23 protein-coding genes and 2 riboswitches are annotated in these 21,145 nt (G+C 36.6%); of the genes, 13 read left to right on the forward strand and 10 right to left on the reverse strand.

Annotation, left to right across the window (positions count from 1 at the left end; translation table 11 throughout):
- The first annotated feature begins 7 nt into the window (after positions 1-7).
- The 3 genes from nadE (at position 8) to RGU12_RS01420 (ending at position 2,659) form a co-directional block, all read left to right on the forward strand.
- Entirely contained in the window at positions 8-826 is an 819-nt protein-coding gene (gene nadE, locus RGU12_RS01410; protein WP_309534471.1) for an NAD(+) synthase, read from the forward strand.
- A 110-nt stretch (positions 827-936) separates the two neighbouring features.
- Positions 937-1,839, forward strand: a complete 903-nt coding sequence (locus RGU12_RS01415) for a WD40/YVTN/BNR-like repeat-containing protein (protein ID WP_309534472.1) — start codon at positions 937-939, stop codon at positions 1,837-1,839.
- Positions 1,832-2,659 (forward strand): hypothetical protein, encoded by an 828-nt coding sequence (locus RGU12_RS01420; protein WP_309534473.1) that lies wholly within the window; start codon positions 1,832-1,834, stop codon positions 2,657-2,659. Before RGU12_RS01415 ends, RGU12_RS01420 begins: the two co-directional genes overlap by 8 nt.
- A gap of 33 nt (positions 2,660-2,692) precedes the next feature.
- On the opposite strand, the gene RGU12_RS01425 is transcribed toward RGU12_RS01420, so the two are convergent.
- From RGU12_RS01425 to RGU12_RS01435, 3 genes are all read right to left on the reverse strand, one after another.
- Positions 2,693-2,908, reverse strand: coding sequence for a hypothetical protein (locus RGU12_RS01425; protein WP_309534474.1), 216 nt, complete (start codon positions 2,906-2,908; stop codon positions 2,693-2,695).
- A gap of 222 nt (positions 2,909-3,130) precedes the next feature.
- Positions 3,131-3,703 carry a DUF502 domain-containing protein gene (locus RGU12_RS01430; protein ID WP_309534475.1) on the reverse strand — a complete coding sequence of 191 codons (573 nt, stop codon included), beginning with the start codon at positions 3,701-3,703 and terminating at the stop codon, positions 3,131-3,133.
- Between the two features lie 113 nt (positions 3,704-3,816).
- A complete protein-coding gene (locus RGU12_RS01435; RefSeq protein WP_309534476.1) occupies positions 3,817-5,067 on the reverse strand; it encodes an MFS transporter in 1,251 nt (416 codons plus the stop codon).
- A gap of 209 nt (positions 5,068-5,276) precedes the next feature.
- Between RGU12_RS01435 and RGU12_RS01440 the strand changes: the two genes are divergently transcribed.
- The gene (locus tag RGU12_RS01440) at positions 5,277-5,546 is read left to right on the forward strand and encodes a phospholipase A2 family protein (RefSeq protein WP_309534477.1); all 270 of its coding nucleotides are present in this window, start codon (positions 5,277-5,279) and stop codon (positions 5,544-5,546) included.
- A gap of 53 nt (positions 5,547-5,599) precedes the next feature.
- On the opposite strand, the gene RGU12_RS01445 is transcribed toward RGU12_RS01440, so the two are convergent.
- Positions 5,600-6,577 carry a Rieske 2Fe-2S domain-containing protein gene (locus tag RGU12_RS01445; RefSeq protein ID WP_309534478.1) on the reverse strand — a complete coding sequence of 326 codons (978 nt, stop codon included), beginning with the start codon at positions 6,575-6,577 and terminating at the stop codon, positions 5,600-5,602.
- Positions 6,578-6,850: 273 nt separating this feature from the next.
- Between RGU12_RS01445 and RGU12_RS01450 the strand changes: the two genes are divergently transcribed.
- Positions 6,851-8,185, forward strand: a complete 1,335-nt coding sequence (locus tag RGU12_RS01450; protein WP_309534479.1) for a uracil-xanthine permease family protein — start codon at positions 6,851-6,853, stop codon at positions 8,183-8,185.
- A gap of 95 nt (positions 8,186-8,280) precedes the next feature.
- On the opposite strand, the gene hmpA is transcribed toward RGU12_RS01450, so the two are convergent.
- Positions 8,281-9,501, reverse strand: coding sequence for an NO-inducible flavohemoprotein (hmpA, locus tag RGU12_RS01455; protein WP_309534480.1), 1,221 nt, complete (start codon positions 9,499-9,501; stop codon positions 8,281-8,283).
- 172 nt (positions 9,502-9,673) lie between these two features.
- On the opposite strand from hmpA, the gene RGU12_RS01460 reads away from it, so the two are divergent.
- Together RGU12_RS01460 and RGU12_RS01465 are read left to right on the forward strand one after the other, a co-directional pair.
- A complete protein-coding gene (locus RGU12_RS01460) occupies positions 9,674-10,120 on the forward strand; it encodes an RrF2 family transcriptional regulator (protein ID WP_309534481.1) in 447 nt (148 codons plus the stop codon).
- A gap of 125 nt (positions 10,121-10,245) precedes the next feature.
- Positions 10,246-10,692 carry an RlpA-like double-psi beta-barrel domain-containing protein gene (locus RGU12_RS01465; protein WP_309534482.1) on the forward strand — a complete coding sequence of 149 codons (447 nt, stop codon included), beginning with the start codon at positions 10,246-10,248 and terminating at the stop codon, positions 10,690-10,692.
- Between the two features lie 47 nt (positions 10,693-10,739).
- Here the strand turns inward: RGU12_RS01465 and RGU12_RS01470 are convergent, their stop codons facing one another.
- Positions 10,740-10,880 (reverse strand): hypothetical protein, encoded by a 141-nt coding sequence (locus RGU12_RS01470; RefSeq protein ID WP_309534483.1) that lies wholly within the window; start codon positions 10,878-10,880, stop codon positions 10,740-10,742.
- A gap of 344 nt (positions 10,881-11,224) precedes the next feature.
- Positions 11,225-12,277 carry an alpha/beta fold hydrolase gene (locus tag RGU12_RS01475; RefSeq protein ID WP_309534484.1) on the reverse strand — a complete coding sequence of 351 codons (1,053 nt, stop codon included), beginning with the start codon at positions 12,275-12,277 and terminating at the stop codon, positions 11,225-11,227.
- A gap of 187 nt (positions 12,278-12,464) precedes the next feature.
- Here RGU12_RS01475 and RGU12_RS01480 point away from each other — a divergent pair, with 187 nt between their 5' ends.
- The 4 genes from RGU12_RS01480 (at position 12,465) to thiW (ending at position 14,924) form a co-directional block, all read left to right on the forward strand.
- Positions 12,465-12,596 (forward strand): hypothetical protein, encoded by a 132-nt coding sequence (locus RGU12_RS01480; RefSeq protein ID WP_309534485.1) that lies wholly within the window; start codon positions 12,465-12,467, stop codon positions 12,594-12,596.
- A gap of 115 nt (positions 12,597-12,711) precedes the next feature.
- Positions 12,712-13,374: a DNA alkylation repair protein gene (locus RGU12_RS01485; RefSeq protein ID WP_309534486.1), complete on the forward strand. Its 663-nt coding sequence runs from the start codon at positions 12,712-12,714 to the stop codon at positions 13,372-13,374.
- 64 nt (positions 13,375-13,438) lie between these two features.
- Positions 13,439-13,545: riboswitch (TPP riboswitch) on the forward strand.
- Between the two features lie 92 nt (positions 13,546-13,637).
- Positions 13,638-14,399 carry a 3-oxoacyl-ACP reductase gene (locus tag RGU12_RS01490; RefSeq protein ID WP_309534487.1) on the forward strand — a complete coding sequence of 254 codons (762 nt, stop codon included), beginning with the start codon at positions 13,638-13,640 and terminating at the stop codon, positions 14,397-14,399.
- 21 nt (positions 14,400-14,420) lie between these two features.
- Positions 14,421-14,924: an energy coupling factor transporter S component ThiW gene (thiW, locus tag RGU12_RS01495; protein WP_309534488.1), complete on the forward strand. Its 504-nt coding sequence runs from the start codon at positions 14,421-14,423 to the stop codon at positions 14,922-14,924.
- Positions 14,925-14,962: 38 nt separating this feature from the next.
- Here thiW and RGU12_RS01500 read toward each other — a convergent pair whose 3' ends face one another.
- The 3 genes from RGU12_RS01500 to RGU12_RS01510 all read right to left on the reverse strand — a co-directional run bounded on the left by RGU12_RS01500 (position 14,963) and on the right by RGU12_RS01510 (position 18,539).
- Entirely contained in the window at positions 14,963-16,378 is a 1,416-nt protein-coding gene (locus RGU12_RS01500; protein ID WP_309534489.1) for a Na+/H+ antiporter NhaC family protein, read from the reverse strand.
- A gap of 84 nt (positions 16,379-16,462) precedes the next feature.
- The gene (locus RGU12_RS01505; protein WP_309534490.1) at positions 16,463-17,170 is read right to left on the reverse strand and encodes a DUF421 domain-containing protein; all 708 of its coding nucleotides are present in this window, start codon (positions 17,168-17,170) and stop codon (positions 16,463-16,465) included.
- Between the two features lie 118 nt (positions 17,171-17,288).
- Entirely contained in the window at positions 17,289-18,539 is a 1,251-nt protein-coding gene (locus tag RGU12_RS01510; protein ID WP_309534491.1) for an Nramp family divalent metal transporter, read from the reverse strand.
- Positions 18,540-18,719: 180 nt separating this feature from the next.
- Between RGU12_RS01510 and RGU12_RS01515 the strand changes: the two genes are divergently transcribed.
- Positions 18,720-19,721: an LLM class flavin-dependent oxidoreductase gene (locus RGU12_RS01515; protein WP_309534492.1), complete on the forward strand. Its 1,002-nt coding sequence runs from the start codon at positions 18,720-18,722 to the stop codon at positions 19,719-19,721.
- Positions 19,722-19,838: 117 nt separating this feature from the next.
- A riboswitch (FMN riboswitch) is annotated at positions 19,839-19,968 on the forward strand.
- Between the two features lie 167 nt (positions 19,969-20,135).
- Positions 20,136-20,708 carry an ECF transporter S component gene (locus RGU12_RS01520; RefSeq protein ID WP_309534493.1) on the forward strand — a complete coding sequence of 191 codons (573 nt, stop codon included), beginning with the start codon at positions 20,136-20,138 and terminating at the stop codon, positions 20,706-20,708.
- Positions 20,709-21,145 lie beyond the last annotated feature (437 nt).

The following is a 21,145-nucleotide window of genomic DNA, read 5'->3' on the forward strand; positions in this document are numbered from 1 at the left end:
ATCTTTCATGAGTATTCAGCAACAGATAATGAAAGAATTACATGTAAAGCCAACAATTGACCCAAAAGAAGAAATTAAACGTAGGGTAAACTTTTTAAAGGAATATGTCATAAAAAGCAAGACGAATGGATTTGTATTAGGAATAAGTGGTGGTCAGGATTCTACTCTAGCAGGGAAGCTTTGTCAATTGGCTGCCATGGAACTTCGAAATGAGGGGCATGAGACCACATTTATTGCTGTTCGTTTGCCTTATCGTGTTCAGAAGGACGAAGAGGATGCAAAAGCAGCTCTTGCATTTATCAAGCCAGACCGTGCAATCACCTTTGATATTGCAACTACTGTTGATGCTTTTGTGACGGAGTACAAGAAATCGACTTCTGAAGAAATCAGTGATTTTAATAAGGGAAATGTAAAGGCAAGAGAAAGAATGATTGCTCAATATGCAGTTGGTGGGATGCATAATTTATTAGTGGTAGGAACCGACCATGCCGCTGAATCAGTCACTGGTTTCTTCACGAAATATGGGGATGGGGGAGCCGACATCCTTCCATTAACAGGGTTAACCAAGCGACAAGGACGTACCCTTTTACAGGAGCTAGGTGCAGAGGAACGTCTGTATTTAAAGGTTCCAACAGCGGATTTATTAGACGTAAAACCATTGCAGGCTGATGAAACGGAGTTAGGGATTAGCTATGAAATTCTTGACGATTATTTGGAAGGTAAAACAGTTTCCAAAGAAGACGCAGAAAAAATAGAAAAACGCTATCAAATATCCAAACATAAACGACATTTGCCAGCAAGTATGTTTGATGACTGGTGGAAGTAGTGTTGGGCCTGTTTCTAAAAAATAGAGACAGGCTTTTTTCTTTATTTGCCTATTGTCTATTGGAAGCTTTTGCTAAAATAAAGGGATAAAAGAACAAAGGAGTTTTTCTTTTGAAAAATCTAATAATCGTGGTTTCAAGTTTAGTCATTCTACTGTTAATAATTTCCATTTTTCAATTTGAAAAATCATTTGATCTAACACCACCTGTACAGGATGACATGTCAAGTCCATCTGAAAATCGCGAGAGACCTAAGTCTTTACAGCCTAACATTGTGATTGATTCAATTGGTTACACACTGCAAAATAATGAATTAAAGATTACATATGACAATGGATATGATTGGGTTACAGTGCCAGTAGAGGTTGAGCAACTATTTAGTGGTGAGTATAACGGAAACAAAACAGAGCTTATAAATAACAGCTTTATTCTTACAGATAAAAGAGCCACTTTTTTATATATAGAAGGTGGTATTAAACTAATTACATCACTCGACAAGGGGTTAACATGGCAGGAATCAATGATTTATCCAAATGCTCCAGGCATTAGATTTCGGAAAGTGGATTTCCTAAATGAAAAATTTGGATATGTTATTGTTTCTGGGGATCGAACAATGTCTCAGGAATGGTCAGCTGCATTCATCACAAATGACGGGGGAAAAACGTGGAGAGAAACAGCTTCCCCAGGTACAACAAGGCTTATTTATAATGGTGCTTTTGTCGATGAAAACACCGGCTTCTTATCATACGGTATCATCAATCCTGAAGAACCTGATTTTTATGTAACAACCGATGCTGGATTTTCATGGAAAAAAGCCACATTTTCGATCTCGGAAAAATATAATAAAATTTTTGTGACGGCAGAACTTCCTTTTAAAGAAGATGGTCACCTTGCTGTTCTTCTTAACCAAGGGCCTAATGGAGATTATAAGGGGGGAAAGGTAAAAGGGAAATTTGTTTCATTTGATCAAGGGTTATCATGGGAGTTTGCATTGGAGGTAGCACCAAATGAATAGTCGTAAAAAAGCAATAGGATGGATCTTCTTTGTAGCTGCAATCGGATTTTTTCTTCTACAAATGAACTATTTTTTCCTTCAATCCAAACTTCTAATTGAATATAGTGATAATCGTTTATTTTATGTGATTAATATTTTCGTTGGAATCTTTATAAGTCTGTCATTTTGGATGCTGCTACCGATAAAGAAGAAAGGACGGATTCTCAGTTCATCTGTATTTCTGCTTTTTATTATTTTTAATGGCATTCTGCTTTTTAAACATCCAATCAACCAGTTCATAAGGGTTTCTCCTGATTTTAAGCATGTATTCATAATAAAAGATAATAGGGAGGAAGCTCATTATTATCGAACCTATTATGGAATTTTCGCACGACAAAAGGATACTCTTCCATATCCAATGAATGGTGAATATAAAATTGATTGGCTAACAAATGATGTTGCTGCGATGACCTATAAGGCGAAAGACAATTCAATTCACCAATATGTTGGTACATATGGTGACCGAGGTAGAGGGGGATCGTATTATTATGTTGGTTCTGCCATTTATGGGGAATGGAAGGGTGGAAATAGCAAAATATCTAGTCACACAGACGGAATTACAGTCGAACATGAAGGAAATTCGGCAACCTTTACCTGGGATCAAGTTATTCAATTTGGTACTTTAGCAGTTGTTTTAGTTGAAAATAATGAAGCTAAATGGACAGTTGCATTAAATGATGATTTTAAAATGGATCCTTCTACAGGAATAGGTGTAACAGGAACGATTAGTCTTTATAAGGCATCAATGGGGGATGTTGAAATCATTACACTACAAAGATAGGAACGCACTCCTTCATCGGTGCGTTCTCTGATTTTAACGTCTTTTCTTTTTTGAATCGTCAACTGTTTTCTTTTTCACTATCCGGTCTAACTCAACCTGGATATGAATATTTCTTTCATCAATATCGATTACTTTGGAAACTTTTCCTTTTTTTCCTTTTATTTTGATCGCGTCATCAACAGATGGCACCGTTTGTACCAGTTGGGTTAATAAAAGATTTTTATTTTCAAAGTAATGAACAACATACATGCTTATCACCTCTTAGAATTAGTTATAAGAGCCCAAATATTTACGTGATAATATATGTTTAAAATTTGTTTTGGTCCATAAAACTTAAAAAATATTTTCAATATATTAACTCAACATTTAGTTGAATATAATAGTATTATGTTAACTAGAGTGTAAATACAAAACGAACGTACAAATTTTTCCTAATTGTACGTTCGTTTTTATTGATAAGGTATTTCGTTTTTATTTTGACGTCATCCCACCTGAAACTACAAATTTCATGGCATCTTCAGGCTTGACGTCAATAATTTCAACTTCATCCTTGCGAATTAAGAAGGTGAAACCTGCAATTTGAAAAGTTTGCTGAATATAAACAGCAACATAGTCCTTCAATGGATCATAAAAACTTTCGACATCTTCAGTCGTGATAAAACCAATTACTTTTACGTCCGTACCTGGCATCGTCACAAGTGCAACCTTTGAAAATGACTTTTTCTCGCCAAGAAAGGAATTGAATGTATCCTTAATAACAGAGTATAGAGTTTTAATTAAGGGGATTCTTTCTAACAATCTGTCAATCAAACGGAAAATAGCTCCCGCAAATACTTTCGTTGATAACCAGCCTAGAATCGTAATGACGACAAACGTAAGTAATAATCCAATTCCGGGGATATAATCCTCTCTCAAATACGGCTTCAGGAAATTCCCTAAAATCCCATCTAAAAACAAAAAGACTTTAAAAACTACATACACAACTAAAATAATCGGAACAATTGTCAAAATTCCATTAATAAAATTTCGTAAGATGCTTTTCATTTAAATTTCTCCTTGTATCCCTTTTGTGCTGCTTAAAGATTTTACACCATAGTCAAACTAGAATTCAAATGTCCATGGTTCTATTTTTAGGCGTAAAAAGGGCAAACTTTGAATTAGCTTGCCCTTTTATTAACTATTTTTATTCGATTCGGTTCAGGCAATAAAAGATTCATAATCGCCGCAGCAAGAACAATTAAGATTGATATATAAAGAGATAATTCATAATTACCATAACTACTATATAATAGTCCTGGAATATAAGCACCTAATGCCGAACCAATTTGATGGCTAAGAGATAAACACCCTACAATAAATCCAATTGAATAGTTTTTAAAATATTGAGTTAACAATAATTGAGTGGGTGCAACTGTAGCAAAATCAACGAATCCAAAAATAGCTGCAAATAGTAACAATAACACAGTGTTGTGAGAGTAAACTAGAATGCCTATTGATAAAGCACGTGTAAAATAAATAAAAACTAATAGTTTACGGCTACTCCAATAATCAATGATAACACCAGAAAGCAAGATTCCAACAATATTACAAGCAGCTAAAATACTTACTGCTGTGCCTGTTACAGTTGCTGAAAAGCCATGGTGGTGGGATAAAGGAATTAGGTGTGTATCCATCAAACCCGTTGTTGTAAATCCACAAACAGCAAAAGGTAACATTAAAAACCAGAATTGGCGCATTTTAAACAGAACTTTAAGTGAGACAGATTTCTTAACAGGTTCTGTCTCAGATTCTTCTTTCTCAATTATTTTTCCGCCCAAAGGCTCCATTTCTTTTTCATCGGGATGGTTGCGTAAAAAGAAGAATACGACAGGGAATACGATGACGATTAACAGAGCACCTAAAATAAAGATTGTGATCCTCCAATCAAACCAATGAATTAACATAAGAGAGCCTGGAACAAGGAGCATTTGTCCAAATCCAAAGCCAGCTTCCATAATCCCTAATGCTAGACCACGTTTTTTATTAAACCAATTCGTAATAAGAACTGTGCCAGCTACGTTCGATGCACCGCCAACACCCACTGATACTAGAGAATAAATGACGAATAATTGCCAAGGCTGCGTAACAAAAGTGATGAAAAAGAAGCTGATTCCTACAATAAACGTACTAATAGATAAAATAAGGCGCGCACCATATTTGTCTATAAATCTCCCAATAAAGGGTTGTGATAGACCATAAATGACAAAACTTATGGTTGAAATGAGTGAAGTTGTCGCCCTGTCCATATGTAAGTCTTGCTCCCAAGGCTCAACAAACGCTCCGAATGCTAACCTTCCTCCTTGAACTGCTAAAAATGCGAGGAACGTGACAAATACAATCATCCACGCATAATGAAATTTACCCTTCATTTTGATCTCCTTCGTCTGATGTAAAAATAGAGTGGACAATGTTAAATATTCCATTTGCCCTTGATAATAATGTTATACTATCAAACTTTTATCAGACTTTTCAATTCTTTTTTAATAGTCTTAACAGTATGCTTTGTAAAAGCCCTTCCTTTCCAAAAACCAAAACATATTTTAGTAATATAGTCTGAAATAAAAAGGAGGGGAGAGTGATGAGCGATAGAAGAGGGTTCGGTTTTTGTATGCCTGGCTATAGATGGTGTGGTCCAGGCTGTGGTGGTTCTGGTCCACCCACAAATCGGGTAGATTCATGTTGTATGAGACATGACCTTTGCTATCGACGATATGGTCCGTCACGGGATTGTGACCAAGCTTTTATGGAGTGTTTGCGGCGAAAACAGAGAAACCGATATACAAAAGAGGGAAGAGATGCAGCATTATTTTATAACGTAATGAGATTTAGAAATTTATTTCGACTATAAAAAAGGGTGCCAATCAATCCTATAAAAATAGGGGATTGGCACTTTTTTCTAGATTAGGCAGTTCCAAGAGTAACGCCGATTTTTTTCAAATATTGACGATATGCAATACTCATACGATCAGATTTTAAGGAAAGCTCAACCTGTAGATCTAATGGAAGATCTTCCGGCTTTTGATTTTCAACAATGGGCTTGTCCTGTGCAAAAATCATATCCTGGAACTTAACCGTTTCTTCGTCAGTTGTACCTGTGTCATAGTTAAAGGAAATAATTCCATGAGCAATCGATTTTTCTTCCGTAACAGGTTGAATCATAAGGACAATTGTCATTTTATTATCGTTGTCAGGGTCTCTCTTTGTAAATTGAACAACAAGAGGATTGAATACTTCGTACGTATAATAAACATCCTTAGCCACCCCAGTTCCATCTGGATCTGGTTGGAAGATGGCAATCTCATCAGAGTAAATAGAATCTTGGCCCTGATGAACATCGTAATCGCCAATCACTGGCTTGTCTTGAACACCTAGGAAGCCTTCATGAACGAATGCAAGGTGACCAACATCGAGGAAATTTTCAACAACCCTAGGTGGCTTCGCATTTATTTCAATTTGTCCCCAAATTACATTATGATAGCTTTCGTCAAGAAACGGACGATATGTAAACATTTTAGGATTATTATTATTTAAATTCACCCATACATAGCCGTATTCTTCACGGCAATTAAATTTAATTGCCTTTGCTTTTAATGGAATTTTTCTTCCTTCAGGCAATTGAGGAATCTTTGTACAATCTCCTTCAGAATTATATTCCCAGCCATGGTATGGACAAACGAGCTGTCCATCTTTTACACATCCTAAAGATAGAGCTGCACCACGATGTATACAAAGGTCTTTAAAAGCGTGAATACCTTCTTCTGTTCTAAATAAAACAATTCTTTCACCTAGTATGATGACTTGTTGTGGTTCTTCTTTAATATCTTCAGCTCTTGCTGAAACAATCCATTGATCTCTTAATACTTGGTCTTCAACTAACATGACCAATCCTCCTTAATTCTTGTATTCCCTCATTACATTTTATATAGAAGAACTTACAAAGTCAACGAAAACCGAACATTAATAAAATACCTATATAAAATATTCGTATTTTGTATTTACATTTTAAAAAACCTTCTTTATAATTCAAATATGTTATACAACGTGTTAATAGTGTTATTACCATAACTACTATATGTTACCATTAATAACCAGAGTTTTACTCTGAAGAAGTAGCTTTATATTTATTTATTTCATAACATTGGGGGAAGAACAGTGGAACAAAATTCTCAAAACCCGAACTTAACCGTCGGAGTCAATGACAAAATTAGTGTCGGTAAATCTCTTTTACTAGGTTTTCAACACGTACTTGCAATGGATCTTTATATTGCTCCAATTATAATTGCTGGCCTACTTGCATTGAACACAATGGATACAACTTACTTTATTCAGATGTGTTTTCTTGCAGCTGGTATCGCTACCCTCATTCAAACCATCGGAGGTTTAAAATTACCTGTTGTTCAGGGGCCTTCTTATGTACCAATCGGTGCCCTTGCTGCAATCGGTGGTAAACTTGGATTAGGAGCAGTATTCGGAAGCTTAATACCAGGTGCTCTATTAATTGCAATCTTAGGTTATCCATTAAAAGTATTTGCAAAAACCGTTAGAAAAATTATTCCTCCATTAGTAGGAGGTACAGTAATTGTCATAGTAGGGATTTCGTTAATGCCTAGTGCGTTCAATAGCATTTATTCTGCACCGGGAAATGTCGGTCATAATGTGATTGTCGCTGCCGTTTCAGCAGGAGTATTATTGGTATTTATGTTACTTGGTCGTAAAAAATCGGGATATGGTACGTTTTTCCGTTTAGTTTCAGTTATTTTGGCAATTTTAATTGGAACAATCACAGCATCATTTTTTGGTACTGTAGATTTTTCAGCTGTTAAGGAAGCAAAGTGGATTTCATTACCAAGCTTCTTTCCATTTGGACAACCTATTTTTGATCTTCAAGCCATTTTAACAATGGTATTTATTTATATGATTATTTTAATTGAAACAACAGGTACTTGGTTTGTTGTATCAACGGTTACAAATGAAGAGTTGGATGATCAGCGATTGAATCGTGGATCTGTAGGCGAGGGGCTTGGCTGTTTTGTAGGTTCTTTAGTTGGCGGAACACCGGTGACAGGTTATTCTTCTAATGCCGGCATTCTGGCGATTACTGGAGTTGCTAGCCGTATGGCAATTATTGCAGCAGGGGTTATTTTAATTTTCTTAGGGCTTATTCCAAAGCTATCAGCAATTATTACTTGTATTCCTCAGCCTGTTATCCAAGGTATTTTCGGAGTTGTTTGTGTGGCAATCGTAATGAATGGTTTAAAGGTAATTCAACATGTTACGATTGATGACCGAAACATGATTGTAATCGGAGTTCCTATTCTGTTAACGGTTGGAACAATTGTATTACCAAAAGAGATTCTTTACAGTGTTCCTGATTTTGCTAACTATATTCTTTCTTCTGGTACAGCTGTTGGTGCAATCGCGGTATTGATCCTCAACTTGCTCATTCCTGAGGAAAAGAAAAAAGTAAAAACTGAATCCTTATCATAATCGTAAATGCCATCTAGTAAAAGCTAGGTGGCTTTTTATAATTTAAAAAGCCCTCAATTTCATCATAGAAACTGAGAGCCTTTAAGAATATTAGTTTATGCAGTTACTGCTTCTGCTGATTCTTCTAATTCACTAGCAGGACCAAAGAATTCGAAGTGAATATTTTCTGATTCAACGCCCCATTCTTTTAATGAGCGATACATCATCTTCATGAATGGTACTGGTCCACAGAAGTAGAAGTCTGCATCTGTTGTTCCAACAGTTGTTTTTAACCAATCAAGGTCAATGAAGCCTTCCTTATCAAAGTTCGATTCTTGACGATCTTGGTCGGTAGGGGCCGAATAAGCAACGAAATTCTTCACATTCTCATGTTTTGATGCAAGATCAGCAACATCGTCTTTTAATGCGTGAACCTCACTATTAAGTGCACCATGGATGAACATAACTTCACGTTCAGGCTGTTGCTCTACAATTGTATTTAACATGCTGACCATTGGTGTTAATCCAACACCACCACTTAATAAAATGGCAGGAGTTTCTTTTGCTTCAAGAACGAAATCACCAGCTGGAGCACTTACAGTGATTACATCAGCTTCATTAATTTCTTGATGTAAGTAATTTGAAACGACACCATATTCTTCACGTTTGACACTAATTCTGTAATAGTCTTTCCCAGGTGCATCTGAAAGGCTATAGTGGCGGATATGTGTATATTCGTCACCCTCAGGCTGCACTTTAACAGTTAAGTATTGACCGGCTTGATAAGATGCAATTTCTGTTCCATCTTCAGGCTTTAAATAGAAGGAAGTAATAACTTCACTTTCTTTCACTTTACGGTCTACAACAAAGTTTTTGAAGCCTTCCCAACCTCCAGGCTGTTCCTTTGCTTCCTGATACATTGCTTTTTCCACACCGATGAACGCATCTGCAATTGCCCCATAAGCTTCAGCCCAAGCGTTGATAATTTCATTTGTTGCTGCATCCCCTAATACTTCTTTAATTGCACCAAGTAGGTTTTCACCAACGATTGGATAATGTTCAGGTTGAATTCCTAATGCGCGGTGTTTTTGAGCAATTTGTTTAACAACAGGAAGAATAGCTCCTAAATTATCAATATGAGCAGCCGCAGCATAAACTGCGTTTGCTAAAGCTGTTTGCTGGCGGCCTTGTCTTTGATTTGCATGGTTGAAAATATTTAACAATTCTGGGTTATTTTTAAACATACGCTTGTAAAAATGTGTTGTAATATCTTTACCGTATTTTTCAAGTACTGGAACTGTGCTTTTTACGATTTCAATTGTTTGTTGAGTTAGCATGATATGACGTCCTTTCAAAACAAATATTTAAAATACATGTTTATAATATAACGACAGTGCAAATAAAAGATACCTTTTTAATACATCTTTTAAAAAATTGTCACATTTACAGTGAAAACAGGACTTTCGTGCTATACTTATTAAGAACTCATCAATATAAGGAGTTTTTTAAATGAAGTTAACTAATTATACGGATTATTCTTTACGCGTTTTAATGTATTTGGCAATGAAAAATGAAGAAGAATTGTGTACAATCCAAGAAATTGCAGAAGCTTATAATATATCAAAAAACCATTTAATGAAAATCATTCATCATTTAGGAAAACTAGGGTACATCAAAACCATTCGTGGAAGGAATGGGGGCTTTAGGCTTGCGAAGCATCCAAAAGATATTAATATTGGGGAGGTCGTGTCGAATACAGAGGACGACTTCAATATCGTGGACTGCTTTAAAGAGGGAGGGGGCTACTGCTCCATTTCACCATCTTGTAAACTAAAACATGCATTAAATGAAGCATTACAGGCTTTCATAAATGTATTAAATGGCTATACGTTAGAAGACTTAGTGACGAATAAATCAGACTTGCTCAGTTTATTTCACATTCAGGATCAGAAATAAAGAAATTCCATGTCCACAAAGAGGTCTAAGTATAACTCTCCAACAGGAACCAATAGTAGTCGTTTTACATACATTTAAGTAGACGAAGTAATTAGAAAATTGGTTTTTAAAGGAGAAGGAGAGAGATGATAAATCAGACGTCTGGTTTTTACTGCCCTTATTGTCACGGATACTTAGAACCACGGAACATGTATGATGAATATTACTATCACCAGTACGTACAACCGTACCCAACACCTTACTATGGGTGGGATTGGAATCGAAATCCCGATACGATTTTAGGAAAAGCTACTTGGACATGGGGCGGAACACCAACAAAATGTGAAATGGGTTGGTCCTATGACAACAACATGACTGTAGCAGTCGGAGAAAATAGTCCATTTAAATGTGGTCAACGTTTACGAATCCGAAATGTTTCTTTTGTTCCGAATCAAGACGTAATAGTAACAGTAGTTGATCAGGTGAAGAAATTCCCAGCAAATCGAATTAACCTTCACCGCAAAGCATTTGAAGCATTGGGTGCTTCACCAAGTGTTGGCGTTTTAAATGTAGAAATTACACCACTCGACTAATATAGACTAAAGGAGAACAATGACCATTGTCCTCCTTTTTCAATTTATTACTCTACATCCGTTTTATTGATAGGTTCGCAATGATTTTCCTCATCATTTTCCTCAAGAAGATGTTCTGAATGCAAAGCATCGTAAGCAGGGTTTGTAATATAAAGAACCTGGTTCTTTACATGCTCATCTTTCTTCATAGATTTCCATCCTTTCCCATATGTTATTTTACTAATATGGCTTTTTGAGGTTCTTTTTACACATATTAATCAGATAAAAAAGCCATCTACGTAGATGGCTCCAGGCTGTTGACAAACGCTCGCATACTTCGTTGCTTGCCTCTCTCGTCCGCTCATGAAGGCAACTTCTCTTCGCGTCTTCGATCAGTTGCGCGCCTTGTCTGACAAGCGTTTTCAAGACAGTTTGGGGAGAGTAATTTACATCTAGATATCCTGTAAAAAAACGTGTAGACAAAGTCAGTACTGACTTTGTCTATACTCTGAAGCCATCTAAGTAGATTGCTCAATTTTATTAGTATGATATTTTATACCGGTGTGGCTAATAGTTCTATAAGATGTTTGTCAATCTGATCAAAGTAATCTGGTCCTTCTACACCAAATAAGCCAAAATGACCGCAAATACTTTTGATTAATCGGAGTTCACTGTTCGGAATCATTTTTTGTTCGTCTTCACAGTCTCGTGGAGGGAAGAACATGTCCTCATCTATCGGCATAACAAAGGTTTTTGCTTTGATTCTTCCAAGTGCCTCTTCTAGATTTCCGTTTGTCATTCTACTTACATCCCCACGTTGCCATTTCCATGCCATCGTGAGCAACGCATTTGGGTCCATCGCCGCAAAAAGTGGCTGTAAAAAATCGTTAACGAATTCGTTAACAGAATTGACTCCAAATAGGCGCCATTTTTCTTGTTTATAAAATTCTGTGCTAAGCCCCATAACAGCCCATATTTTTGCATGTCTATTTAAACCTTCGACTACCTCCGTACAAGAGTGATAGTTTCCATTTTTCCAGCCTGGATCTGAAGTGATGGCTTCTATTAAAGTTTCTGTGAAGATGAAATCGTGTGTTGTATTTTTAGCAGTTCCAGCAATTGGTGCAGCACGTTTGACCATATCCGGATATCTCACAGCCCATTCATATGTCTGTTGGGCTCCCATCGAACCACCAACAACTAACGCAACTTCTTCAATCCCATATTTTTCAGTAAGGAATTGATGCTGAGCACGTACATCATCACTAATCCTGACCTTCGGAAAGTTTACCATACTAATAGGAGCGGGGCTGTTATGTGGGGAACTTGAAAGTCCATTTCCAATTTGGTTGATAATTACAATAAAGTATTTACTAGGATCTAATGCTCTTCCTTCGCCTATATATGGCTCATAGGCCTTGTTTGTACCGGAAAACCAAGTAGGGACGACAATTACATTATCCTTCGCTTCGTTTAATTCACCGAATGTCGCATAGGCAAGTTGACAGTTTGGAATCATTCCACCTTCTTCTAGCGTAAAATCCCCTAAATTATGAAGTTCATAAGGACCGTGGAGTTCTTGGCTATAAAATGAATTCTCAATCAAAGTGGGACCACCTTTCTTTTTTTGATTCTACTAATACAATATATAGAATAAATCTAGCTTAAGAACTACTAGGTGGACAAACTTTTTTAATAATCTTGAATATTTTTTTGAAAAGTAAGCACATTTTCGTTTCCCCTTCATATACTACTTATTGTGTGAGAAAACTGTTAGAAGGGAAGTACGGAAGATGAGCAACGAGATTAAAACAACTGTTTCAAATGATTACAAAGACAAAGAGGGCTACAAAGTAATCGAAGTAAACCTTAACAATCCAACAGAAAATTTATTTGCTGTTGTTACTCCTATAAAGATGCAGTAATGTACTCTAAATACTATCTTTTCGTACGTATTCTACATAGAAAAGATGGTATTTTTTATTTTGCTTATAAAAGGTAATAAAGTACAATAAAGGAAACGTACTAAGGGAGTATGATATGAACGAATTAAATAAACTTGTTGAATTATTTGAATCTAATAGAAATGAAGAAAATGCAGAACCAATGAAGAAATATATGAAAAACCTTTTCCCATTCCTTGGAATAAAAGCACCATTAAGAAGACAATTAATGCGTGACTTTTATAAAGAAACAGGTATTTTACAGCAAGAAATTAATCTTGAGCTTGTCAAACAATTGTGGATGAAAGAAGAACGCGAATATCAATATGCAGCTTTAGACTATTTAGTCAGGTCTTTAAAGAAAATAAATAGCAGCCATTTGCTATTTATAGAGAATCTCATTATCACAAAATCTTGGTGGGATACGGTCGATGTTCTTGCCCCACATCTTATTGGAAAAATCGCAAAAGATACACCCAGCATAATTGAGGAAAGAATTGAAATATGGGCATTTAGTGACAACATATGGCTAAAACGTTCATCGGTATTATTTCAATTAAAATATAAACTAGAAACAAATGAAACATACCTATACAAATACATAAGAGCCAATGCAGATAGTAAGGAATTTTTCATTCAAAAGGCAATCGGTTGGGCATTAAGGGAATATTCAAAGACGAACCCAGATTCAGTTCGTGAATTTATAAATGAAAAAACATTGGCGAAGTTGAGCGTTAGAGAGGGGAGTAAATATATTTAAAGGCTGGTATTCAAATACCTTTACATTTTTGTCCTAACCTACTATGCTTATAGAAAGAATATTCGCAAACTACTAGGGGTGCCCGATTGGGCTGAGAGAAAAACGGACGTTTTTTAACCCTTTGGACCTGATCCGGGTAATACCGGCGGAGGAAAGTAGAGTGGAAAACTTCCATTTTTTCTTGCTACCTAAGTCAGGTCCATTTATGTGGGTCTGGCTTTTTTTGCGTATTTCTTATCTTACCATATTAGGAGGCTACTAGAATGAAGTTACAAAATCAGGTTGTTCTCGTTACCGGTGGTGCACGTGGACTAGGAAAGGAAATTGTAAAAGGATTTGTAAATGAAGGAGCGAAAGTGGTTATCAATTACTTCAAAAGCGAAGCCAAAGCTCATTCTCTAAAAGAAGAAATTGGTGAAAACGCGCTTGCGATTCAAGCTGATGTGAGAAATCGTGAACAGGTAGAGAACTTATTTATTGAAGCGAAAAAGCATTTTGATCAACCTATAACAACAGTTGTTAATAACGCTTTAATAAATTTCCGTTTTGACCCAATTACTAGAAAAAACGCAGAAGATATATCTTGGGAGGATTATCACACACAGCTTGAAGGTGCAATACGAGGAGCTTTACATACGACTCAGGCTGCGGTTACTGACATGAAGGAATTAGGCTTTGGTCGAATCGTGACAATTGGTACGAATCTCTTCCAAAACCCTGTCGTTGCTTATCATGATTACAACACCAGTAAGGCAGCACTTTTAGGATTTACTCGGAACATGGCAAAAGACCTTGGTGCATATGGCATTAACGTTAACATGATATCAGGAGGTTTACTTCAAACAACAGATGCAAGTTCAGCAACTTCTGAAGAGGTTTTCCAATTAATTAAGAATTCTACACCCCTTCAAAAAGTCACTACACCAGAGGATGTTGCGAATGCGGTTCTTTTCTTTGCATCACCATGGAGTAAAGGAGTAACTGGGCAGAACCTTGTCGTTGATGGTGGATTAGTAATGGACTAACAATTCAAAGGAGGATTCACAATGAATAAAACTTTAAAAATGACAATCACAGCGATGTTTGTCGCAATAGGAACAGTTACAAGCCATTTGTTTGCGATACCAATCGGATTTACAAAAGTGTTTCCAATGCAGCATTTTATTAATGTATTGTCGGCAGTCATTTTGGGTCCAGCATACGCAGTACTTCAAGCTTTTTCAGTATCTTTACTTCGAAACATGCTTGGTACGGGTTCGTTATTTGCCTTTCCAGGAAGTATGATTGGAGCATTTTTAGCAGCCTATTTATATTCAAAAACAAAGAAAGCTTCTATGGCAATGACCGGTGAAATTGTCGGAACTGGACTATTGGGTGCGATGGCTTGCTATCCAATCGCCACACTCATTCTTGGTCAAGATGCTGCGCTTTTTGGATTCGTACCATCGTTTATTTTTAGCTCAATTGCAGGTTCTATCTTTGGGTTTATTATTGTTGGCATTGTATTAAAAAACCCTGCCTTTAAAACATATCAAGAACGAAACCTTTAACATCGGAAAAAGACTAAACATTTAGCGTTTAGTCTTTTTTAAATCATTAAACCACCTGCGATATATAGAGCTGTTGCAAGGATGCCACCTATGGTTGAAACTTTTAATTTGTATTGAGCATAGTCAACTAGGTCCAGATCTAAAATCGATGCTGTTGTAATGGTTGTATCACCAAGAGGGGAAGTCAACGCCCCAAATGCTCCACTCGCAAAAACAGCTCCAACGGTTAATGGGATCGAGGCACCTGTCGACAAAGCTAGCGCTATCCCAAGCGGCATAAATAAGCCCCACGTTCCCCATGAGGACCCAATAAAATAGCCAACAACAGAGCCGATAATAAAAATCGTTGCAGGAGTCAAAAAACCGGGTAGAAATGAACCTAGGGTTGAACTAATAAATACAGAAAAACCGAGTTCCTCTGCTGATAAAGTTAGGGCCCATATTAAGATAAGGAGGCTTATCGCCTGCATCATTTGATTCCCGCCATCGTAAAAATGATACATAATCTCATGTAATTTCTGTTTTCGAATCACATAAAAGACAAATGTAAAAACGAGGGTGATGAACACAGCTAATAGCATCACAAAAGTAGCATCAGCCATCGAAAATGCTTCAAAAACCGTTTCGGCTCCGAGTGATTTGCCATCCTCCCATAGTAGGTAAAGCGATAATCCTAACAATAGAAATACTGGAACTATTAAATTCCAAGGCTGAGCTTTTACAAGCGATAACTCTTTTTTTATCCCCATACGGTGAAATTCGTGCTCATTTTCTTCTTGGTCCTGATTTTTATCAGAATTGGACTTTTTTTTAGATGGCCATAATGTTTGCATGATTCCAATAAGAAGCATTGCAATTGCATAAAAATTGAACAGGATGCTTAGTAGGAAAACTTCATATGCGGACATACCTAGGTCAAGACCTTTAATACCACCTTCAACAAGTGAAACCATAAAGCCAACAAACGCAGTCGCTACTGGTAAAAGTACGATTACCGATTCGGTGGAAATATCTAATGTCATGCCGACCTTCTGTTTTGATAGGTTCATTTTTTTGATTAGTTGTTTAATTATAGGCCCAATCATCATAATCCGAAACATTGGCATCATAAAAGTAAAAGGGAGGGTGAGCCAAATTAAACCGAGCAAACCTCGCTCGCTTTTAATTTTTTCCCCAATCCATTCTGTAAATCCTTTAATACCTCCAGCGATATTCATCATTCCAACTAAACCACCGAACACATACAAAAAACTTACGATTTTAATATTGGTTGGATCTGATAAAGTGGTCACGATATATGTTATCGATTGCTGTGTTCCAGCTAATAAATCAGATGTAACAAGAATCGCACCTACTAATAATCCTAAAACAAGTCCAGGTAAAATATCCTTTAACCAAATCGCCATCCCGATTACAATAAAAAAAGGAATTAGAGAGAGCCATGAATGTTCCAAACCAATATCCTCCAATATCCAAAATTGTTCATTTGGTTAGTATGACCAATTTTGGATGGGAGTATTTTGAATGCGTGAGTCTCTCTAATGATATAGAAATAATCTAACATTTTCATTTTCATCTATTGTTCCAAGTAAAATTTCATTAAGTGTTACATTCTTAACGGTTGCTTGGAGTTTTTTCAATAGCCAATCTTCGTTTTTTCCAATTTCGGTTAATACATTATGATCGATCTTTTTCTCTTTAATAATGGTCTTAGGATATTGAAATGGTTGAATAGGGGCATTAAGGGAATTCGGAGTTAACGGTTGGTGTTCACTTTTTAAAAAAATCGATACAGATCCGCCAGGCTCCCAAGAAGCTAAAGCAACCTTCTGAATATCTTCTATTTTATCCATCCTTAATTCTGATAAAAGAACATCGATTGAAATCCTAGCTTTGTTCAAGTTTTTATAAAGCACTTTCCCGTTTTCAATTAGTGGAATCGGTGCAGGAATAAACAACTTTCTTATCATATTTGACCGTAGACTTAATAAAATACCAATCAAATAAAGAATCAAGATAACGGTCATCGTAATCATCGACCCTTTTAAACCTAACCCCTCATCTGATAATGGATGAGCAATTATATTTCCAATTAGTAACACAATCACAAAGTCGAGAAGACCGACCTGTGAAATCGTTCTTTGGCCCATCATTCTAGCTACTACGATAAAAAAAACGAAGCCGACAATTGCTCTAAGAATCCAGTCAACAGCAGTGAGATGGTCTTGCGAGGCAAAAAAATGCATAAATACTCCACCTTAACCTAAATTTCCCTAATTAGTTTTTACCTATTTCTTGATTACTATTAAAATTTGCAACCAAGTAAAAAACACTTTCTTTTCAAATAGAAAGTGTTTTTATGCTTTAAAATAATCCTACTAATTGTTGAATAGCTAAAACTACGAATAAAACCAAACATGCAGATAATACAATATTGGACAGTAAACGATTACTATACTCTTTTCCAATGCGTTTGGAATTCAGCAACCACAATAAACTTATCGATAAAAATGGCATAAACAAAGCTCCAAGTGCACCATATAAAATAATTAACTCAACAGGTTTACCAAAGAATAAAAGGAGCATAGGAGGGAAGGTTAGCCAGGCTAAAAATGCACGGTATGCCAGATCTTTTTCAGTAACTGAGCGATCGTGTTCCTTTTTCGTAATGCGTACAAAGTCTGCAAATAGATAAGGAACGCCATTCCAGACTCCTAATAAAGAAGAAAACGCTGCAGACCAAAAACCAATTAAAAAGAGCCAAGTAAAAACAGTTCCGAATTTGTCACCAATCATCTCTGATAATTGATATAACCCTTGTTCGCCTTGTATTTCAATTCCAGTTCCATAAAGGAACTGACTTCCTACTATTAAAAGAGATAGAGTGAACAATGCAGTCATAAAATATGCTGCCTTTGAATCCAATCTCATCATTGGAATCCAGTCTTTCCCTTTCCAGCCTTTTTCTTTTAACCAATAGCCATAGGATGCCATCGTTATAGTACCACCTACACCACCGATAAGACCTAGAGCAAGCATAAAAGAGCCTTGTGGAATAGTTGGAACAAAACCTTTTAAAAGAACACCAATAGCAGGTAAGAATAATACTGCAGAACCAATAACTGTAACAAACATTAATCCTATTAGAACCATCATTACTTTTTCGAATAGGAGATAACGACCACTCCAAATGAGAAGGAATCCTACAATTGCATGAATTACAGCCCAAGCCCAAAAGGGGAGGACAGGAAACATCGCGGTCATCGCCATAGCACAAGCAGATGTTGCGGCCGCTCCGTACACGAATCCCCAAATAACAGAATAAATTCCGAAATAACCAGTAGCCCATTTTCCCATTTGCAGCCAGCCTTCAATGATCGTTTTTCCTGTAGCAAGATGCAAACGACCTACACCTTCATTTAAGAAATATTTAAAAATAGAACCAAGAATAATTGCCCAAACGAATACAAGTCCAAAGCCTGCCCCCGCAACTAATGCTGCGACAAGGTCACCTGTTCCGACCCCCGTTGCTGCTGCAACAAAACCCGGACCAATCATCGCGAATTTCTTTTTATAACTCGTTGGTGCCTGTATTGGCGTATGTAGATTTGACATAAAGTAACCCCTTTCATGGTGAAGTGAAAATATTTTTCAAAATTATATCACAATTAAAATAAATCCTCTTGGTCAAATAGTCTGAATTTTTTCTCGAACTTCAGTCGAGCAACATTGTTTGTTTCTTTACTTACAATTGATAAGATAGTAATGAAACAAAATGGAAGAGAGGTCATACACATGACAAATATAAATATTCCTGTCTCGGTTCTAAACCTTGCTCCAATTCGTAAAGGGCAGAATCAGAAAGACGCAATTGATGCTATGGTTGACTTAGCTCAAACTACTGAAAAAATGGGTTACAAAAGATATTGGATTGCGGAACATCACAATTCACCAACATTAGTCAGTTCTGCTACGTCCATTTTAATTAAGCATACTTTAGAGCACACAGAAAAAATCAGAGTTGGTTCCGGTGGAGTTATGCTTCCAAACCATTCACCACTAGTTGTAGCAGAACAGTTTGGAACCATGGCGACCATTTATCCAAACCGTCTTGATTTAGGTCTGGGAAGAGCACCAGGAACCGATATGATGACAGCCAGTGCATTAAGACGTTCAAATAATGATTCTGTTTACACTTTTCCTAATGATGTAAATGCTTTACTCACCTACTTTGGTCTGATGGAACGCCAAGGGTATGTAAAAGCTTATCCTGGAGTAGATACAAATGTACCAATCTATATTCTTGGTTCTTCAACCGATTCTGCTTATTTGGCTGCAAAATTAGGACTTCCGTATGTATTTGCCTCACATTTTGCACCTAGATATATGGAGGAGGCGATTTCCATTTATCGCAAACGTTTTGAGCCATCCAAATATTTAAGTTCACCTTACATGATGGTATGCCTCAATGTAATTGCAACAGATACTGATGAAGAGGCTAAACGAGAAATCACAACCATGCAGCAATTTTTCTTAAACGTTGTACGTGGTTCACAAAACCCATTACAACCACCAGTTGAGAACATGGATGAACTATGGAACCCACATGAAAAAGAAATGGCACAATCCATGTCTAGTGTCACATTATTAGGAAGCAAAGATACCATACGTAAGCAATTAACAAGCTTCCAGGAAAAATATAATGTCGATGAGCTCATGGCTGTTTCTTACATCTATGATCAGGAAAAACAAAAGCGTTCATATGAGATCTTAAAAGAAGTTGTCGATGGAAAGTAAGTTTTGACGTGCATTTTACTAATATGAAGGTGAAATTTATACAAAATTGGGTGATATGAAGCAAATTGCTTCACAATATCACATATACTTGCTAAAATAAAGTGAAACTAAATATTGATCTATCTTCGGGGCTGGGTGAAAATCCCGACCGGCGGTGATGAGAGTACTCTCTAAGCCCGCGAGCCGAAAGGCAGGATTTGGTGCGATTCCAAAGCCGACAGTATAGTCTGGATGGGAGAAGATGGAGGTTCTGCGCGTTCAAAAAATTTATAATGATTGGACGTTTATTAAGCATGCCTTTTACATTAACTCCCTCAAGAAGCTATTCTTGGGGGTTTTTATTTGGGTATGTCTTAAAAGCTGAACCTTTCTTCTTTTGAGGTGGATCGACAAAAGAGGAGAGGAAAGAAAAAAATGAAGAAAATACCTTTACGTCAATTTGTGGCAATTGCAATGTTGAGTACGATTTCGTACATCCTAATGTTTTTAAACTTCCCGTTGCCAACATTCCCAAGCTTTTTGAACGTCGACTTTAGCGATGTTCCCGCATTACTAGCAGCACTTATTTTTGGACCGATGGCCGGAATCCTGGTTGAATTATTCAAAAACATGATTGATTATTTCATCACCGGAAGTGAAACTGGCGTACCAGTTGGTCATATTTCAAACTTTGTAGCAGGGATTATATTCGTTCTAACAACCTACTATATTTTTAAACTAATAAAAACGAAATTAGGCTTAACAGTCGGATTAATTGGCGGTACAGTGATGATGGCAATCATCATGAGTGTTCTTAACTACTATGTATTTCTACCGGCATTCAACTTTTTCTTGAATATCCCGATCATGTCAGCACCAGAGACACTCAAAATGGTGGTTTACGCAATTCTTCCGTTTAACATTCTAAAAGGATTGATCGTTGCAACAATTTTCATGTTGTTGTATGCTCGTCTACATCCGTGGATTAATAAACAAGCATCTATATAAATAATTTGATATGGCAAGCACCCGGGGGCGGGTGCTTGTTTTGTTTTATTTCATAAGACTACTTTGTTTAGACACAACACCAGAAGACAAACTTCATTATTTTGATTTGAAATGTCATTGGGAATATGTTTGGAACACAGACTCTTGCAAATTCATCAACTGGTTGTCTTCGACGCGGCTTTCAAAGGCAAAAGATAGGTAAATCGCTTTGAATATGTCTTTGATGCTGGTTATCATAGACAAAATCAAGCAATTTCATCGGCTATTTGTCCCTGACAATGCTTCTCAAAGACAAAAGATCGTTTGTATGCTTTGTAAATGTCTCTGAGGATAGCTATCGTAGACAAAATCAGGCATTTTCATCAGGAATTTGTCTCTGACATGGCTTCTAAAAGACAAAAGATAGTTAGATCGCTTTGAATATGTCTCTTAGGATT

The sequence above is a fragment of the Ferdinandcohnia sp. QZ13 genome, assembly GCF_031324165.1.
GTDB lineage: Bacteria > Bacillota > Bacilli > Bacillales > Bacillaceae_L > Ferdinandcohnia.

Coding starts and splice junctions, on each gene's coding strand:
- nadE (WP_309534471.1), top strand. CDS start 8: ATGAGTATTCAGCAACAGATAATGAAAGAATTACATGTAAAGCCAACA.
- RGU12_RS01420 (WP_309534473.1), top strand. CDS start 1,832: ATGAATAGTCGTAAAAAAGCAATAGGATGGATCTTCTTTGTAGCTGCA.
- RGU12_RS01425 (WP_309534474.1), bottom strand. CDS start 2,908: ATGTATGTTGTTCATTACTTTGAAAATAAAAATCTTTTATTAACCCAA.
- RGU12_RS01430 (WP_309534475.1), bottom strand. CDS start 3,703: ATGAAAAGCATCTTACGAAATTTTATTAATGGAATTTTGACAATTGTT.
- RGU12_RS01435 (WP_309534476.1), bottom strand. CDS start 5,067: ATGAAGGGTAAATTTCATTATGCGTGGATGATTGTATTTGTCACGTTC.
- RGU12_RS01440 (WP_309534477.1), top strand. CDS start 5,277: ATGAGCGATAGAAGAGGGTTCGGTTTTTGTATGCCTGGCTATAGATGG.
- RGU12_RS01445 (WP_309534478.1), bottom strand. CDS start 6,577: ATGTTAGTTGAAGACCAAGTATTAAGAGATCAATGGATTGTTTCAGCA.
- hmpA (WP_309534480.1), bottom strand. CDS start 9,501: ATGCTAACTCAACAAACAATTGAAATCGTAAAAAGCACAGTTCCAGTA.
- RGU12_RS01460 (WP_309534481.1), top strand. CDS start 9,674: ATGAAGTTAACTAATTATACGGATTATTCTTTACGCGTTTTAATGTAT.
- RGU12_RS01465 (WP_309534482.1), top strand. CDS start 10,246: ATGATAAATCAGACGTCTGGTTTTTACTGCCCTTATTGTCACGGATAC.
- RGU12_RS01470 (WP_309534483.1), bottom strand. CDS start 10,880: ATGAAGAAAGATGAGCATGTAAAGAACCAGGTTCTTTATATTACAAAC.
- RGU12_RS01480 (WP_309534485.1), top strand. CDS start 12,465: ATGAGCAACGAGATTAAAACAACTGTTTCAAATGATTACAAAGACAAA.
- RGU12_RS01485 (WP_309534486.1), top strand. CDS start 12,712: ATGAACGAATTAAATAAACTTGTTGAATTATTTGAATCTAATAGAAAT.
- RGU12_RS01490 (WP_309534487.1), top strand. CDS start 13,638: ATGAAGTTACAAAATCAGGTTGTTCTCGTTACCGGTGGTGCACGTGGA.
- thiW (WP_309534488.1), top strand. CDS start 14,421: ATGAATAAAACTTTAAAAATGACAATCACAGCGATGTTTGTCGCAATA.
- RGU12_RS01505 (WP_309534490.1), bottom strand. CDS start 17,170: ATGCATTTTTTTGCCTCGCAAGACCATCTCACTGCTGTTGACTGGATT.
- RGU12_RS01510 (WP_309534491.1), bottom strand. CDS start 18,539: ATGTCAAATCTACATACGCCAATACAGGCACCAACGAGTTATAAAAAG.
- RGU12_RS01515 (WP_309534492.1), top strand. CDS start 18,720: ATGACAAATATAAATATTCCTGTCTCGGTTCTAAACCTTGCTCCAATT.
- RGU12_RS01520 (WP_309534493.1), top strand. CDS start 20,136: ATGAAGAAAATACCTTTACGTCAATTTGTGGCAATTGCAATGTTGAGT.